This is a genomic window from Angustibacter speluncae, from assembly GCF_054777815.1.
This window is the reverse complement of record NZ_BAAHAF010000163.1, coordinates 44,751-58,382: the sequence shown is the minus strand read 5'-3', so window position 1 is coordinate 58,382 and position 13,632 is coordinate 44,751. Positions and strand designations below refer to the sequence as shown.

Genomic DNA, 13,632 nt, shown 5'->3' with positions numbered 1-13,632 from the left:
GCCCATCTCGTAGCACTGTTACAACAGCGCTGTGACATCTGAGCACGGCTACGCGCCCGGGCGCTGGAGCCCCGTCTTCGCGCTGCTGCGCGCGATGGACGACGAGATCGCCGCGGTCTACGTCGCCTGGGGCCTGGCCGACGTCCGGCCGCGGTTCGCGCCCGCGGTGCTCGAGCTGCGCGCCCGTGGGCCGCGCACCATCCGCGACCTCGCGGCGGCGGTCGGCGTCACGCACTCGGCGATGAGCCAGACCGTCACCGCGATGCGCGGCGCCGGGCTCGTCGAGTCCGTCCCCGGCCCGGACGCGCGCACCCGCGTGGTCCGGCTCACCGACCGCGGCACCGAGGTGTCCGCGCGGGTGCGGGCGGAGTGGGACGCGACCGAGGCGGCGCTCGCCGCGCTCGAGGCCGAGGTCGACCACCCGCTGACCCGCGCCGCGGCCGATGTCGCGGCCGCTCTGGAGCGCCGGCCGTTCCGCGACCGCATCGCCCAGCACCTCGACGCCCAGCACCTCGACCACCGGCACCTCGACCAGCAGCCCGGATGAGGGGCGCGTTCCTCGACCTGACCCCGCTGCGCGTCCACCCGGTGTGGCGCCGGCTGTGGGTCGGCACGTCCGCGTCCGTGCTGGGGTCGACGATGTCGGCGTTCGCGGTCGCCTGGGTGGTGTGGGAGACGACCCGGTCGACCGCCTGGGTCGGCGTCACGGCGCTGGTGCAGGCGGTACCCCTGGTGGTCTTCGCGCTGGTGGGTGGCACGGTCGCCGACGCCGTCGACCGGCGCCGCCTGGTGCTCGGCGCGCGGGTCGGGCAGCTGGCCTGCGCGCTCGGGCTGGCGGGCGTCGTGCTCGCCGGGCCGTCGTCGATCTGGCCCCTGCTCGTCCTGGTCGGGCTGCAGTCGACCGCCGGCGCGCTCGGCGCCCCGGCCGCGCGCACCTTCGCGCCGCGGCTGCTGCCGCCGGAGCACCTGCCGGCAGGCCTCGCCCTGCAGCACGTCTCCTTCCAGGTCGGGATGCTCGTCGGGCCGGCGGTCGCCGGGCTGCTCACCGGGCTGTGGGGGGTCGCGGTGTGCTTCGTCGTCGACGCCGCCACGTTCGTCGTCGCCCTCTACGGCGTGTGGGGCCTGCCCCCGATGCGGCCGCTCGACGAGGGCGCCGGAGCCCCGGCCCGGCCGGGCGCCCGCGCGGTGCTCGACGGCGTGCGGCTCGTGCGCCGCACCCCGGTGCTCGGCGGCGCGTTCGCGACCGACCTGGCGGCGACCCTGCTGGCGATGCCGGTGTCGCTGTTCCCGGCCGTGAACGCCGAGCGGCTCGGTGGGGCGCCGCAGACGCTCGGCCTGCTCACCAGCGCGCTGGCGGTCGGCGGGGTGTCGGCCTCGGTCCTGTCCGGCCGGTTCACCCGCGCACCCCACCCGGGACGGGTGATGGCGGCGTCGGCGGCCACCTGGGGGCTCGCGCTCGCGGTCTTCGGTGTCGCGCAGCACCTCTGGCTCGTGCTGCTGGCGCTCGCCGTCGCCGGTGCGGCTGACACGGTCAGCGTGGTCACCCGCGCGACCCTGGTGCAGGTCGCCACCCCGGACGTCTACCGCGGGCGCGTCAGCGCGATGGACCACCTGGTCGGCGCCGGCGGGCCCGACCTGGGCAACCTGCGCGGCGGTCTGGTGGCCTCGGTCACCTCGACCGGGGTCGCGGCGGCGTCCGGCGGGCTGCTGGCGGCCGCGCTGGTGGCGCTGGTGGCGTGGCGGGTGCCCGAGGTCCGGCGCTTCCGGATGCCGGGGTCCTCGCCGGCGACCTAACGTGGACGGGTGCCGGAGGGGGACAGCGTCTACCGCGTGGCCGCCCGGCTGCAGGCCCGGTTGACCGGGGAGACGGTGCGGCGCAGCGACGTCCGCGTCCCCCAGCACGCCACCGCCGACCTGCGCGGTGCCCGCGTGCTCGGCACGGTGCCGAGGGGCAAGCACCTGCTGACCCGGTTCGACCTCGCCGGCGAGGCGCTCACCCTGCACACCCACCTGCGGATGGACGGGGAGTGGTCCGTCGTCGGCGCGGGCAAGCAGCTGCCCCGGCGGCTGCTGCCCGACGTGCGGGTGCTGCTCGCCACCGACGGCCCGACCGCGTACGCCCTGCGGATGCCGGTCGTCGAGCTGCTGCGCACCGCCGACGAGCACACCGTCGTCGGCCACCTCGGACCCGACCTGCTCGACACCGCCACGCCCGTCGACGAGCTCGTCGCGCGGGCCGTGGAGCGGCTCGCCGCGCAGCCCGACCGCACGATCGCCGCCGCCCTGCTCGACCAGCGCAACCTCGCCGGGCTCGGCAACCTGTGGGTGAACGAGCTCTGCTTCCTGCGCGGCCACCTCCCGTGGACGCCGGTGCGCGACGTCCCGCTCGAGCCGCTGGTGCGGCTCGCCGTCCGGGCGCTGCGGTTCTCCGTCGACCCGCGCGGCGCCGCGCAGGTGACCACGGGCGACACCCGGCGCGGCGAGCAGCACTGGGTGTCGGGACGGGCGGGCCGGCCGTGCCGGCGCTGCGGCACCCGGGTCGAGGTGCGCCCCGAGGTGCCGGGCGACCCCGAGCGGCGCCGCACCTGGTGGTGCCCGTCCTGCCAGCGCTGACGCATGCCCGGGCCGGCACCGGGTACCGCACCGCCGTGCTCACCTCCCTGCCCGCCCGCGGCGCCGGCGTCCTGCTCGGCGGCCTGTCGGGTGCCGTCGCCCTGGTCCGCCCCGCCGGCCGCACCCTGCACCCGCGCGGCCGCGTGCTGCGGGCGACCCTGCGACGCGACGGTGCGCGTCCGCCCACCGGGGTGCCCTGGCTCGACGGGACCGGGACCGACGAGGTGCTGGTGCGGGTGTCGCGCTCGCTCGGGCTCCCGGAACCGCTGCCGGACGTGGCGGGCCTGGCGCTGCGGGTCCCGCTCGGGACGGCGCGGCACGCGGACCTGCTGCTGTCGGCGTCCGGCACCGACGTGGTCACCCGGCACCTGCTGCGGCCGGGCACCGGCACCCGGGTGCCGATGAGCACGCTGTGGCCGTCGCCGTCGCCCACCGGACCGCTGCTGCTCGGCGTGGTGCCGGCGGGCGACGACGCGTTCACGCTGCGCGTCAGCCGCGTTGGCGGCGGCTGGCGCGACGTCGGTCGGCTCGACCTGCTCGACGACGCCGGGCCCGAGCACCAGGGCATCCGGTTCGACCCGTTCGGCCACGTGCTGCCGGGCCTGCCGACGCCGGCGTGGGAGCGGGCGCTGCGCGAGCCGGCGTACCGCGCCGCGCGGCAGGTGGCCGGCCGGGGTTACTGACCCGGCGGCTGCAGCTCGAGGAGTCCCGCGTTGGTGGGCGTGAAACCGCAGGCGCCCCAGTAGAAGTCGCGCAGCTCGTCGTCGAAGTCGACGTGCAGGTACTCGCACCCGGCCCGCGCCGCGCCGTCGCGCACCTCGGCGACCACGCGGGTGGCGATCCCGCGGCGGCGGGCGCTCGCGGCGACCATGACGTCCTGCACCCAGGCGTGCACCAGTCCGTCCGACACCACGTTCGCGAACCCGACCAGCGCGCCCGCCGCGTCGCGCGCGGTGACCCAGCCGAGGCTGTGCCGGTCGAGCAGCGCCCGCCAGTCCCACTCCTCGTCGGTGAACACCCGCGTCGAGAACGCCTCCGCGTGCAGGGTGTTCACCTCGGTGCTCGTCACCTCGCCGCGCCACTCGTACGTCGCGGTGGCCGTCCCGTCGCTCGTCACGGGCCCAGCATGCGTGCTGGGATGGTCCGGTGACCACGTCGTTGTCGCCCCGCCTCGCCGCCGTCGTCGCCGCGCTGCCGCTGCGGCCAGGCCTGCGGGTGGTCGAGATCGGGGGCGCCCCGGGCGCCGCCGCCCGCGAGGTGGCCGGACGAGTGGCGCCGGGCGGGCACGTGCTCGTCGTCGACCGCTCCGCGAAGGGCGTCGCGCTGGTCGAACGCACCTGCGCCGACGAGATCGCCGCGGGCCTGCTGTCGGTGCGCTGCGTCGCCGTCGACGACCTCGCGCTCGAGCCGGGAGAGGCGCCGTACGACCTCGCCCTCGCCTGCCGCGTGGGCGTGCTCGACGGACGGCACCCGGGCGGCCGGGCGCGTGCCGCGGTCGCGTCCGTCCTCGTCCCCGGTGGGCGGCTGTACGTCGACACCGGGACGCCGCTGACCGAGGTCGACCCGACCGCGGGGTGACCGCGGTGCCACGGATCGGGCGTCCCGCGCGTAGGGAGGGTGTGGAGCAGACCCTGCAGGCGCCCGCCGGCACCGACGACTTCGCGTCGTTCGTGGCCGCGCGCGGCGCCGCGCTGCAGCGGTTCGCGTACCTGGTGACGGGGTCGCGCAGCGAGGCGCCCGACCTGGTCCAGGACGCCCTCGAGCGCGCCTACCCGCGGTGGTCGTCGTTGTCGGCGGCGACCGCGGAGGCGTACGTGCGGCGCAGCATCGTCAACGGCTCGGTCTCGCGCTGGCGCAAGCGGCGCCGGCTCGTGGTCGTCGACGACCCCGACCCACTGCGCCGCGAGCACGCGCCGGACCACGGTCCCGCCGTCGACGACGCCGACGAGGCGTGGCGGCTGTGCCGCGAGCTCCCCGCCCGCCAGCGCGCGGCCGTGGTGCTGCGGTTCTACGAGGACCGCTCGTTCGCCGAGGTCGGCGACCTCCTCGGCTGCAGCGAGGCCACCGCCCGCTCGCTCGTGCACCGCGCCGTACGGGCGCTGCGCGAGCGCCTCGACACCCCCGATGACCCCTCCCGGAGGTCCTGATGGACGACGACACCCGCGCCGAGACCGCGCTGCGGCGGGCGCTCACCCGCGAGGCCGACGCCTTCGAGCCCGTCCCCCTGGAGCCGCGCACCGACCGACGCCGCCGGGGCTGGCTGGTCCCCGTGGCCGCCGCCGCGGCGGCGGTGCTGGTCGTGGGCGGCGGGCTGGTCGCCACCGGCGTGCTCGGCGACGACGACCCCGCCGACGGGACGGACGGGAACGCCGTCGCCGTCGCGGGCGAGGACCTGCGCACGGTCTGGTGGCGCGACGTCGCCGTCGACGTGCCGGCCGACTGGCAGGACGGTGCCGAGCCGGGTCCGGCCTGGTGCGCGGGCGGCGCGAGCACGGCGACCGGGCCGTACGTCGCGCGAGGGACCGGTGGCGTCACCCCGGCGATCGCGTGCCCACCGCAGGAGGACGGCCGGCCGGAGGCGTTCGGCCCGGCACCCCAGGACCTCTGGGCGCCGCACGTCACCTTCGCCGACGCCGAGGGGGTCGATGCGCTCGCCGACGGCGAGGAGGTCTTCGACGGGTGGACGCTCGCCGTGCGCACCCTGGGCGACGTCCAGCTGCGGGTGTGGTCGGACGCCGCCACGGCGGGCGTCGCCGAGCAGGTGCTCGCGTCGGCGCGGACGTTCGACGTCGACCCGAACGGCTGCGACGTGCGCTCACCCGCGCAGGCCGAGCAGCCGGTCCGCCCGGCCGCCGCCTTCGACGTCGGCGAGGTCGACGCGGTGGACGCGATCGCGGTCTGCCAGTACGACCGGCACCGCGGCGACGGAGCGGGGCTCGTCGCCTCGCGGAAGGTCGTCGGGGACGACGCGGCGACCCTGCTGGACGGCATCCGCTCGGCGCCCGTCGGTGGGGGCCCGGACCGGCCGGAGGAGTGCCTGCAGACGATGTCGGGCGACGCGTCGCTGGTGGTCCGGCTGCAGCGCGGCGACCGGGTCGACGACGTGTACGTGTACTACGACTGGTGCTCGGGCAACGGGCTGGATGACGGCACGAACCGGCGTGAGCTCACCGCCGCCAGCTGCGCGCCGCTGTTCGGCGGGCCGGTGCAGGCGTTCTCCTACAGCTCGTTCCTCACCGGACGCTGCGACTGAGACCCGCCGGCTGTCAGGGGTCGGCGCCACGCTGGCGAGGTGCTGCTCCACGCCGACGCCGACGCGTTCTTCGCCTCGGTCGAGGCGCGCGACCGTCCCGACCTGCGCGGCCGTCCCTTCGCCGTGGTGGCGGGCGTGGTCTGCTGCGCCAGCTACGAGGCCCGCGCGCTCGGCGTCACCGCCGGGTCGTCGTCGGCCGTGGTGGCGCGGCGCTGGCCCCAGGTCGAGCTGGTCGAGCTGCGGCCCGGCGCCTACGAGCCGGTGGGCGAGCAGCTGTTCGCCCTGTTCCACGACCTGGCCGGGCGGGTCGAGCCGGGGTCGGTCGAGGAGGCGTTCCTCGGGCCGGACGACGACGCCGACCCGGCGGCCGTGGCGCGCGCCCGCGAGGTGGCGGTCGGGCTGCGCCGCCGGGCCCGCGACGAGGTCGGCCTGCCGGTGAGCGTCGGCGTCGGCCGCACCAAGCTGATGGCCAAGCTGGCGAGCCGGCGTGCGAAGCCCGACGGCCTGGTGGTCGTCGACCCGATCGACGAGGCCGAGCTGCGTCCGCGCCTGCGGCTCGACGAGCTCTGGGGCGTCGGCCCGGCGACCGTCGAGGCGCTGCACGCCGCCGGGTTCCGCACCGTCGCCGACGTCGCGCCCCTCGGCGTCGACGGGCTGCGCCGCCACCTCGGCACCGCGATGGCGCGGCGCGTGGCGGCGGTCGCCGACGGCACCGACGACCTGGAGGTGCGTCCCCGCGGGCCGCGGATGTCGGCGTCCGCCGAGCGCAGCCTGCCGCGCGGCACCCGGTCGGCCAGCACGGTGCACGAGGTGCTGGCCGGCCGGGTGGCGACAGCGCTCGCGCGGGTCCCGGACGACGGCCGGGTGCCGAGCTGGGTCGAGGTGGTCGTCCGCTACGACGACGGCACCGACGACGTGCGCCGCCGACCGCTGCGGGTCGACGGCACCGACGTCGCCGGTGCCGTGTCCGTGCTCGCGCACGACCTGCTGGAGGCCACCGGCTTCGACGTCGACGGCCGCGCGGTCGCCCTGGTGGGCGTCGCGCTCACGCTGCCGACGCCGCGCGGCGTCGAGGGGCAGCTGCTGCTGCCCGGGCTGGCGCCCTGAGCGCTCGGATCCGGAGAGCGATCAGACCTCGAGCGAGCGCGGGACCGAGCGGTTCGCGACGCGGTTCTCGGCGTCGAGCATCCAGGCCAGCTGCTCGAGCCGCTCGAGCACGGTGTGCAGGATGTCGGCGCTGGTGGGGTCCTCGGCGTCGACGTCGTCGTGGATGCGCCGCGCGGTGCCGGTGACGGCGTAGAGCGCCTGCACGACCAGGTCGACCGTGTCGGTGGTGTCGACCTCGCCGGCCGGGAACGGCGCGATGCTGGTCTGCGCGGCGACGGTCTGCACGCGGCCGTCCGGCGCGACGTACACGGCGCGCATCCGCTCGGCGATCGTGTCGGTGAACTCGCGCGCGGCGTCGACGACCTCGTCGAGGGCGAGGTGCAGGTCACGGAAGTTGCGCCCCACCACGTTCCAGTGGGCCTGCTTGCCCACGAGGTGCAGGTCGGTGAGGTCGACCAGCAGCTGCTGCAGGTGCGCCCCGAGGCGCTCGGACGCCCGGAACGACGGGTGGGCGGTGTGGGTGGTGAGCGTGTCGGTCACGGCTCGGCTCCTTCGCTCGGACGGTGGTCTCGGACGCCTCCGACCTTACTCGTTTTCTGGAACAGTTCCAGTAAAGGAAGGCTGGCCTGAGCCCCGCCCGTGCCGTGCGACCCGAGAGGGAGCGGCCGGATGGTCCTGCGGGCGGATGCGGACGGCGTCGCGCCCTGGTGGGGTGGAGCGGTCCGCACGACCGAGGGGAAGGACCACGATGACGATCGCGAGCGAGCTGCTGCTGCTGGCCCTGGACGACGAGACGGGGAAGACCCTCGTCGACACCACCACCCTCGACTCGGCCCTGGCGGGCACCGCGGTGCTCGAGCTGGTGCTCGACGGCACCCTCGAGGTGGTCGAGGTCGACGGTGGGCCGGTGAAGAAGGGCCGGCTCCGGCGCACCGGGCAGCACGAGCCGTCCGACCCGCTGCTCGTCGACATCGCCGACGTCTGCGACGGCAAGAAGCCCAAGGACGCGATCTCGTACCTGGTCTCGTGGACCTGGACGAACAAGGGCACCAAGCTGCGCGAGCAGCTGCTCGAGGAGCTCGTCGCCCGCGGGGTGCTCACCCACGACCGCAGCAAGGTGTGGGGCCTGTTCACGCGCGAGCGCTGGCCCGAGGCCGACCCCGCCGTCGAGGCGCAGGTGCGCGAGCGCCTCGGGGCGGTCCTGGTCGACGGGCAGCAGCCCGACCAGCGCACCGCAGCCCTGGTGTCGATGGTGTCGGTGACGAAGCTGGCGCCGAAGCTGTTCCCCGACCGCGACGGCAAGGAGCTGCAGCGCCGGGCCGACGAGGTGCGCGAGAGCGACTGGGCCGCGACGGCGGTCAAGCAGTCGATCGACGAGCTGATGACCACGATGCTCGTCGCGGTGATGATCCCGGCGATCACGACCGCCACCTCCAGCGGGTCCTGACCCGCTGGCAGACTGCGCCCCGTGCCGAGGACCGTCGACGTCGCGCAGCGGCGCGCGCGGCTGGCCCGCCGCCAGCTGCTGCTGCCCGACGACCGCACCGACGACCTGCCCGCGATCGCGGACGACCTCGTCGTGCTGCACTCCTCCGACCCCGTGACGGTGTACCTGTCGCTCCTGGTGCGGATGCGCACGCCGTCGCTGGTAGCCGTCGAGCGTGCGCTGTACGAGGACCGCTCGCTGGTCCGGCACCACGCGATGCGCCGGACGCTGTGGGTCGGCACGCCCGAGGTGGTCCGGACGGTGCACGCGGCCGCGACCCGCGCGGTCGCCGCCGCGGAGCGACGTCGCAACCTCGGCTTCCTCGCCCAGAGCGGGTTCGACGACCCCGAGCGGTGGCTCGACGACGCGACCGCGCAGGTGCTCGCCACCCTGCGCGAGCACGGCCCGATGACCGCCCGCGAGCTGGGCCGGCGCGTGCCCGCCCTGACCGAGAAGGTGGTGCTCGGACGCGGGTCGCCGAACGAGGCCCAGGTGGCCGCCCACACCCGGGTGCTGCTGCAGCTCGGGTTCGACGGCGCGCTCGTCCGCACCCGCCCCACCGGTACCTGGGTCAACGGGCAGTACACGTGGGCGGCCATGGACGACTGGCTCGAGGGCGGCGTGGGCGACCTCGACGAGGCGGCGGCGAGCGCCGACCTGGCCGACCGGTGGCTGCGCCGGTTCGGGCCCGGCACCGCCGACGACCTGCGCTGGTGGGCCGGCTGGACGGTGGCGCGGACCCGGCGGGCGCTGGCGGACGCGGCTGCGGTGGAGGTCGACCTCGACGGCGTCCCCGGGTGGGTGGCCGCCGGCGACGACGAGCCCGTCGACGACCCCGGCCCCTGGACGGCCCTGCTGCCCGGCCTCGACCCGACGGTGATGGGGTGGAAGCAGCGCGACTGGTACCTGCCCGAGCACGCGGCCGACGCGTTCGACCGCAACGGCAACGGCGGTCCCACCATCTGGGTCGACGGCCGCGTCGTCGGCTACTGGGCCCAGCGCGCCGACGGCACGATCGGCCTGCACTGGTTCGAGCCCGTGCCGGCACCCCGTCGGCGGGAGGTCGAGGAGCGCGCCGACCAGGTGCGCGAGTGGCTCGGCGCGACCCGGTTCTCGGTCCGCTTCCCCGGACGCGTCCACGCGGAAGTCCGGGGCTGACGACCCCGCGACCGTGGCACGATCCGCTGCGTGGGCAGACCGCCGGAAGGGTTCGAGTACGAGGAGCGCGGGGACGACGTCGTGGTGCTGCACCACGGTCGCCGCGCCGCGACGCTGCGCGGTGCACGCGCGCGGGAGTTCCTGGCCGCGGTCGCCTCGGGCGACCCGCAGCTGCTGATGGCGAGGGTCACGGGCAGCTACAAGCACGGCAACGAGCGCGCCGCCCGGCAGCACCCGCGCAACGCCGGTCGCTGAGGCCTACCCCCGGCCGGCCTGGCGCCGCGCCCGGTCGCGGGCGTTCTGCGCCTCGCGCTCGTGCCGCTCGAGGTCCTTGACCCGGGCCTGCGCGGCCGTGCGGAGCGCCGTGGCCGACGCCAGGTCGCGCTCGGCGCGGGCGAGCGCCGTCGCCGCGACCGGCTCGGCCGCCGGTGCGGCGGGGCGGTCGCGCACCTGCGCCTCGAGGCCGTCGAGGAACAGCTGCAGGCCCACCTCGAAGTCGTCGACCGCGTCGCCCTCGCCGGGCGGGTCGCCGGTGTAGCCGCCGACCAGGAACACCGGCGCCAGGTCGGGGAACCGCTCGACCGTCACGACCTCGGCGAGCATCGCGATCGTGGCCGGGGAGATGTCCGCGTCCGCGGCGGACTCGCGGGTGTCGCGCTCGAGCTGGCCGTAGCTGCGCACGAACATGCTGAGCGACAGCAGCACCGACTGCTTGAGGCCGTCGTCGGCCGGCAGCGTGCGCATGGCGCGGTACGCGGCGTCGGCCATCTTCATGTTGTTCGGCATGAGCACGTTGAGCAGTGACAGCGGCACGTCGAGCACCCACGGGTGGTGGTCGTACACAGTCCGCTGCGCCGCGGCGAAGTCGCGCAGCCCCTGCCGCCAGTCGCGCTCGTCGACCGGCACGACCTCGGGCTCGCGCGCCACGGCGTCCTGCATCAGGACGATGAGCTCGGTCTTGCTGGAGACGTAGCGGTACAGCGACATCGTGGTGAACCCGACCGCCTCGGCGACCTTCGCCATCGTCACCGCCGCGAGCCCGCCCGCGTCGGCCAGGCCGATCGCGGCCTCGACGATCGCCTCGTGGCTGAGCTCGCGACGCGGCCCGCGGGCGGGCGCCTCGTGCATGCCCCACGCGACGGCGAGCACGCGCGGGACGACGCCCTCGTCGTCGGGGACCTGAGCCACGCCGACAGGCTATCGGACAGTGTACGGCGCAAACTGTGTACATGACAAACTGTGTATGCCACACTCTGCGTATGACGCACACAGTGATCTCCCTCGAGGGGCTGCGGAAGTCCTACGGCTCGCAGGTGGTGCTCGACCACCTCGACCTCGCCGTCGGCGCGGGCGTGCTCGCGCTGCTCGGCCCCAACGGCGCGGGCAAGACCACCCTGGTCAACGTCCTCGCCACACTCACCCGCCCGGACGCGGGCACGGCCCGCGTGCTCGGCCACGACGTCGTCCGCGAGCCGGGGGCGGTGCGCCGGCTGATCGGCGTCACCGGCCAGTACGCCGCGGTCGACGAGGTGCTCACCGGGCTCGAGAACCTGGTGATGGTGGCGCGGCTGCAGGGCCTGCGGCCCGCCGCGGCGCGGCGCCGGGCGTCCGGGCTGCTCGAGCGGTTCGACCTCGCGGACGCGGGCCGCCGTCGGGTCGGCACCTACTCCGGCGGCATGCGCCGGCGGCTCGACCTGGCGATGAGCCTGGTGCGCTCGCCGCGGGTGGTGTTCCTCGACGAACCGACCACGGGTCTGGACGCCCGGAGCCGCCAGACGCTGTGGGACGAGGTGCGCTCGCTCGCCGCCGAGGGCAGCTCGGTGCTGCTGACCACCCAGTACCTCGACGAGGCCGACGCGCTCGCCGACCGCGTCGTGGTGCTCGACCACGGCCGGGTCGTGGCCGACGGCTCGCCCGACCGGCTCAAGGCGCAGGTGGGCGCGGAGGTCGTCGAGCTGCTCGACGCGGACGGCCGGGTCGAGCGGACCCTCGAGACCGACGGGACGGCGTCCGACGTCGCCCGGGTGCTGGCCGGGCTGCCGCCGGACGCCCGGGTCGCCGTCCGCCGCCCGACGATGGACGAGGTCTTCCTCGCCCTCACAGGCCGCGAGGAGGTGGCGGCATGAGCGCCGTGACCACCGCCGTCACCGCGAGCGGCGTGTTCGTCGGTCGCAGCGTGCGGCACTCGCTGCGCGACACCGAGGTGCTCCTGATGGCCATCACGCTGCCGGTGGTGCTGATGCTGCTGTTCACCTACGTCTTCGGCGGGGCGATCTCCGACGACCAGGGCGCCTACGCCGCCTACGTCACGCCCGGGATCATCCTGCTGTGCGCCGGGTTCGGCGCCTCCTCGTCCGGCGTGTACGTCGCCCGCGACCTGGCGACCGGGACGATCGAGCGGCTCCGGACGATGCCGATCCCGGCCGCGACCGTGCTCGTCGGGCACGTGGTGGCGAGCCTGCTGCGCAACCTGGTCGCGACCGCGGTCGTCGTGGCGGTCGGCGTCCTCATCGGCTACCGGCCGGACGCCGGCGTCGGCGGCTGGCTGGCGGCTGTCGGCCTGATCACCCTGTGGATCCTCGCGATCACCACGCTGTTCGCCGTCATCGGCCTCGGCGCCGGCACGCCCGAGGCGGCCTCCGGCTACGGCTTCGTCGTGCTCTTCCTGCCGTACGTCTCGACCGCGTTCGTCCCCGCCGAGACGCTCCCGACGTGGCTGCGCGGCTTCGCCGAGCACCAGCCGATCACGCCGGTCATCGAGTCGATCCGGGCGCTGCTCGGGGGCGGCGCGCTCGACGGCGCCGTGCTGGCGGCGGCGGTCATCTGGGCGCTCGGCATCCTCGTGGTGGCCGCGGCCGCCGTGGCGTGGCTGTTCCCCCGGCGGGCGCTGCGCCGGGCTGGCTGACCCTCAGCGCAGGGGCGTGTGCGCCTCGGGCACCCGCTCGTCCGGACGCACGGGACCGGGCGGGGTGCCGTCGCCGAACGGCCTGCCGCCCAACGACTCCCGCCCGTGCGGGGTGAGCCAGCCGGACAGGTCCGGACCCTTCGGCACGACCTGGGTCGGGTTGATGTCGGTGTGCACCACGTAGTAGTGCTGCTTGATCTGGGCGAAGTCGGTGGTGTCGCCGAAGCCGGGGGTCTGGAACAGGTCGCGCGCGTAGCCCCACAGCGCAGGCAGCTCGCTGAGCTTGGACCGGTTGCACTTGAAGTGGCCGTGGTAGACGGGGTCGAACCGCGCCAGCGTGGTGAACAGCCGCACGTCGGCCTCGGTGATCGTGTCGCCGACGAGGTAGCGGCGGGTGGTGAGCCGGTCCTCGAGCCAGTCGAGCGCGGTCCAGAGCCGGTCGTACGCCTTCTCGTAGGCATCCTGGGTGCCGGCGAACCCGCACCGGTACACGCCGTTGTTCACCTCGGTGTAGACGCGCTTCGCGACCTCGTCGATCTCGTCGCGGTGCCGCTCGGGGTAGAGCTCGGGCGCGCCGTCGCGGTGGTGCGCGGTCCACTGCAGCGAGAAGTCGATCGTGATCTGCGGGAAGTCGTTGGTGACGAGCTTGCCGCTCGGGACGTCGACCACCGCCGGGACGGTGATGCCCTTGGGGTAGTCGGGGAACCGCGCGAAGAACGCCTCCTGGAGCCGCTCGTACCCGAGCACCGGGTCGCGCCCGTCCGGGTCGAGGTCGAAGGTCCACGAGCGCTCGTCGTGGGTGGGACCGGGCATGCCGAGCGAGATGGCGTCCTCGAGACCGAGCAGGCGGCGGACGATGATCGTGCGGTTCGCCCACGGGCACGCCCGCGCCGCGACCAGACGGTAGCGGCCGGCCTCGACCGGCCAGTGCCGCGCGCCGTCGCCGGCCGGGACGCCGAGGCCGTCGTCGCCGATCGCACCGTCGGTCGTGATGCGGTCGGTGACGTAGTCGGTGTCGCGGTCGAAGTCGCCGCTGCCGGAGACGTACCCGCCCTGCTGCTCAGCCATGCCTGATCGTTGCACGCTCAACGAGTCGTCGCAGGTCCGGGC

17 protein-coding genes are annotated in these 13,632 nt (G+C 75.6%); 13 read left to right on the top strand and 4 right to left on the bottom strand.

What is annotated here, in order from left to right:
• The first annotated feature begins 31 nt into the window (after positions 1 to 31).
• The 4 genes from ACYVKY_RS18410 to ACYVKY_RS18395 are packed head-to-tail and all read left to right on the top strand — an operon-like array spanning position 32 to position 3,296.
• The gene (locus ACYVKY_RS18410) at positions 32 to 547 is read left to right on the top strand and encodes a MarR family winged helix-turn-helix transcriptional regulator (protein ID WP_460436441.1); all 516 of its coding nucleotides are present in this window, start codon (positions 32 to 34) and stop codon (positions 545 to 547) included.
• Positions 544 to 1,794: an MFS transporter gene (locus tag ACYVKY_RS18405; RefSeq protein ID WP_460436440.1), complete on the top strand. Its 1,251-nt coding sequence runs from the start codon at positions 544 to 546 to the stop codon at positions 1,792 to 1,794. The genes ACYVKY_RS18410 and ACYVKY_RS18405 overlap by 4 nt, the downstream gene beginning before the upstream one ends.
• Before the next feature lie 9 nt (positions 1,795 to 1,803).
• Positions 1,804 to 2,613: a DNA-formamidopyrimidine glycosylase family protein gene (locus ACYVKY_RS18400; RefSeq protein ID WP_460436439.1), complete on the top strand. Its 810-nt coding sequence runs from the start codon at positions 1,804 to 1,806 to the stop codon at positions 2,611 to 2,613.
• A gap of 35 nt (positions 2,614 to 2,648) precedes the next feature.
• Positions 2,649 to 3,296, top strand: a complete 648-nt coding sequence (locus tag ACYVKY_RS18395) for a hypothetical protein (RefSeq protein ID WP_460436438.1) — start codon at positions 2,649 to 2,651, stop codon at positions 3,294 to 3,296.
• On the opposite strand, the gene ACYVKY_RS18390 is transcribed toward ACYVKY_RS18395, so the two are convergent.
• Positions 3,290 to 3,730: a GNAT family N-acetyltransferase gene (locus ACYVKY_RS18390; protein ID WP_460436437.1), complete on the bottom strand. Its 441-nt coding sequence runs from the start codon at positions 3,728 to 3,730 to the stop codon at positions 3,290 to 3,292. The two genes, ACYVKY_RS18395 and ACYVKY_RS18390, sit on opposite strands and share 7 nt — an antisense overlap.
• 29 nt (positions 3,731 to 3,759) lie before the next feature.
• Between ACYVKY_RS18390 and ACYVKY_RS18385 the strand changes: the two genes are divergently transcribed.
• From ACYVKY_RS18385 to ACYVKY_RS18370, 4 genes are read left to right on the top strand one after another with little or no spacing between them, the layout of a single operon-like run.
• Positions 3,760 to 4,191, top strand: coding sequence for a methyltransferase domain-containing protein (locus tag ACYVKY_RS18385; RefSeq protein WP_460436436.1), 432 nt, complete (start codon positions 3,760 to 3,762; stop codon positions 4,189 to 4,191).
• Between the two features lie 41 nt (positions 4,192 to 4,232).
• The gene (locus ACYVKY_RS18380; protein ID WP_460436435.1) at positions 4,233 to 4,760 is read left to right on the top strand and encodes a SigE family RNA polymerase sigma factor; all 528 of its coding nucleotides are present in this window, start codon (positions 4,233 to 4,235) and stop codon (positions 4,758 to 4,760) included.
• Positions 4,760 to 5,866, top strand: a complete 1,107-nt coding sequence (locus ACYVKY_RS18375) for a hypothetical protein (RefSeq protein ID WP_460436434.1) — start codon at positions 4,760 to 4,762, stop codon at positions 5,864 to 5,866. The genes ACYVKY_RS18380 and ACYVKY_RS18375 overlap by 1 nt, the downstream gene beginning before the upstream one ends.
• A 39-nt stretch (positions 5,867 to 5,905) precedes the next feature.
• Complete coding sequence (locus ACYVKY_RS18370) at positions 5,906 to 6,973, top strand: DNA polymerase Y family protein (protein WP_460436433.1); 1,068 nt, start codon at positions 5,906 to 5,908, stop codon at positions 6,971 to 6,973.
• A 21-nt stretch (positions 6,974 to 6,994) separates the two neighbouring features.
• On the opposite strand, the gene ACYVKY_RS18365 is transcribed toward ACYVKY_RS18370, so the two are convergent.
• Entirely contained in the window at positions 6,995 to 7,513 is a 519-nt protein-coding gene (locus ACYVKY_RS18365) for a Dps family protein (RefSeq protein ID WP_460436432.1), read from the bottom strand.
• Positions 7,514 to 7,721: 208 nt separating this feature from the next.
• Between ACYVKY_RS18365 and ACYVKY_RS18360 the strand changes: the two genes are divergently transcribed.
• The 3 genes from ACYVKY_RS18360 to ACYVKY_RS18350 are packed head-to-tail and all read left to right on the top strand — an operon-like array spanning position 7,722 to position 9,872.
• The gene (locus ACYVKY_RS18360) at positions 7,722 to 8,420 is read left to right on the top strand and encodes a GOLPH3/VPS74 family protein (RefSeq protein WP_460436431.1); all 699 of its coding nucleotides are present in this window, start codon (positions 7,722 to 7,724) and stop codon (positions 8,418 to 8,420) included.
• A gap of 21 nt (positions 8,421 to 8,441) precedes the next feature.
• Positions 8,442 to 9,617 (top strand): winged helix DNA-binding domain-containing protein, encoded by a 1,176-nt coding sequence (locus tag ACYVKY_RS18355; RefSeq protein WP_460436430.1) that lies wholly within the window; start codon positions 8,442 to 8,444, stop codon positions 9,615 to 9,617.
• Positions 9,618 to 9,647: 30 nt separating this feature from the next.
• Positions 9,648 to 9,872, top strand: a complete 225-nt coding sequence (locus ACYVKY_RS18350) for a hypothetical protein (protein WP_460436429.1) — start codon at positions 9,648 to 9,650, stop codon at positions 9,870 to 9,872.
• Between the two features lie 3 nt (positions 9,873 to 9,875).
• Here ACYVKY_RS18350 and ACYVKY_RS18345 read toward each other — a convergent pair whose 3' ends face one another.
• Positions 9,876 to 10,805 (bottom strand): TetR/AcrR family transcriptional regulator, encoded by a 930-nt coding sequence (locus ACYVKY_RS18345; RefSeq protein WP_460436428.1) that lies wholly within the window; start codon positions 10,803 to 10,805, stop codon positions 9,876 to 9,878.
• Positions 10,806 to 10,876: 71 nt separating this feature from the next.
• Here ACYVKY_RS18345 and ACYVKY_RS18340 point away from each other — a divergent pair, with 71 nt between their 5' ends.
• Positions 10,877 to 11,743 carry an ATP-binding cassette domain-containing protein gene (locus ACYVKY_RS18340; RefSeq protein WP_460436427.1) on the top strand — a complete coding sequence of 289 codons (867 nt, stop codon included), beginning with the start codon at positions 10,877 to 10,879 and terminating at the stop codon, positions 11,741 to 11,743.
• Complete coding sequence (locus tag ACYVKY_RS18335) at positions 11,740 to 12,522, top strand: ABC transporter permease (protein WP_460436426.1); 783 nt, start codon at positions 11,740 to 11,742, stop codon at positions 12,520 to 12,522. Before ACYVKY_RS18340 ends, ACYVKY_RS18335 begins: the two co-directional genes overlap by 4 nt.
• Before the next feature lie 3 nt (positions 12,523 to 12,525).
• On the opposite strand, the gene ACYVKY_RS18330 is transcribed toward ACYVKY_RS18335, so the two are convergent.
• A complete protein-coding gene (locus tag ACYVKY_RS18330) occupies positions 12,526 to 13,590 on the bottom strand; it encodes a glutathione S-transferase family protein (protein WP_460436425.1) in 1,065 nt (354 codons plus the stop codon).
• Between the last annotated feature and the right edge of the window lie 42 nt (positions 13,591 to 13,632).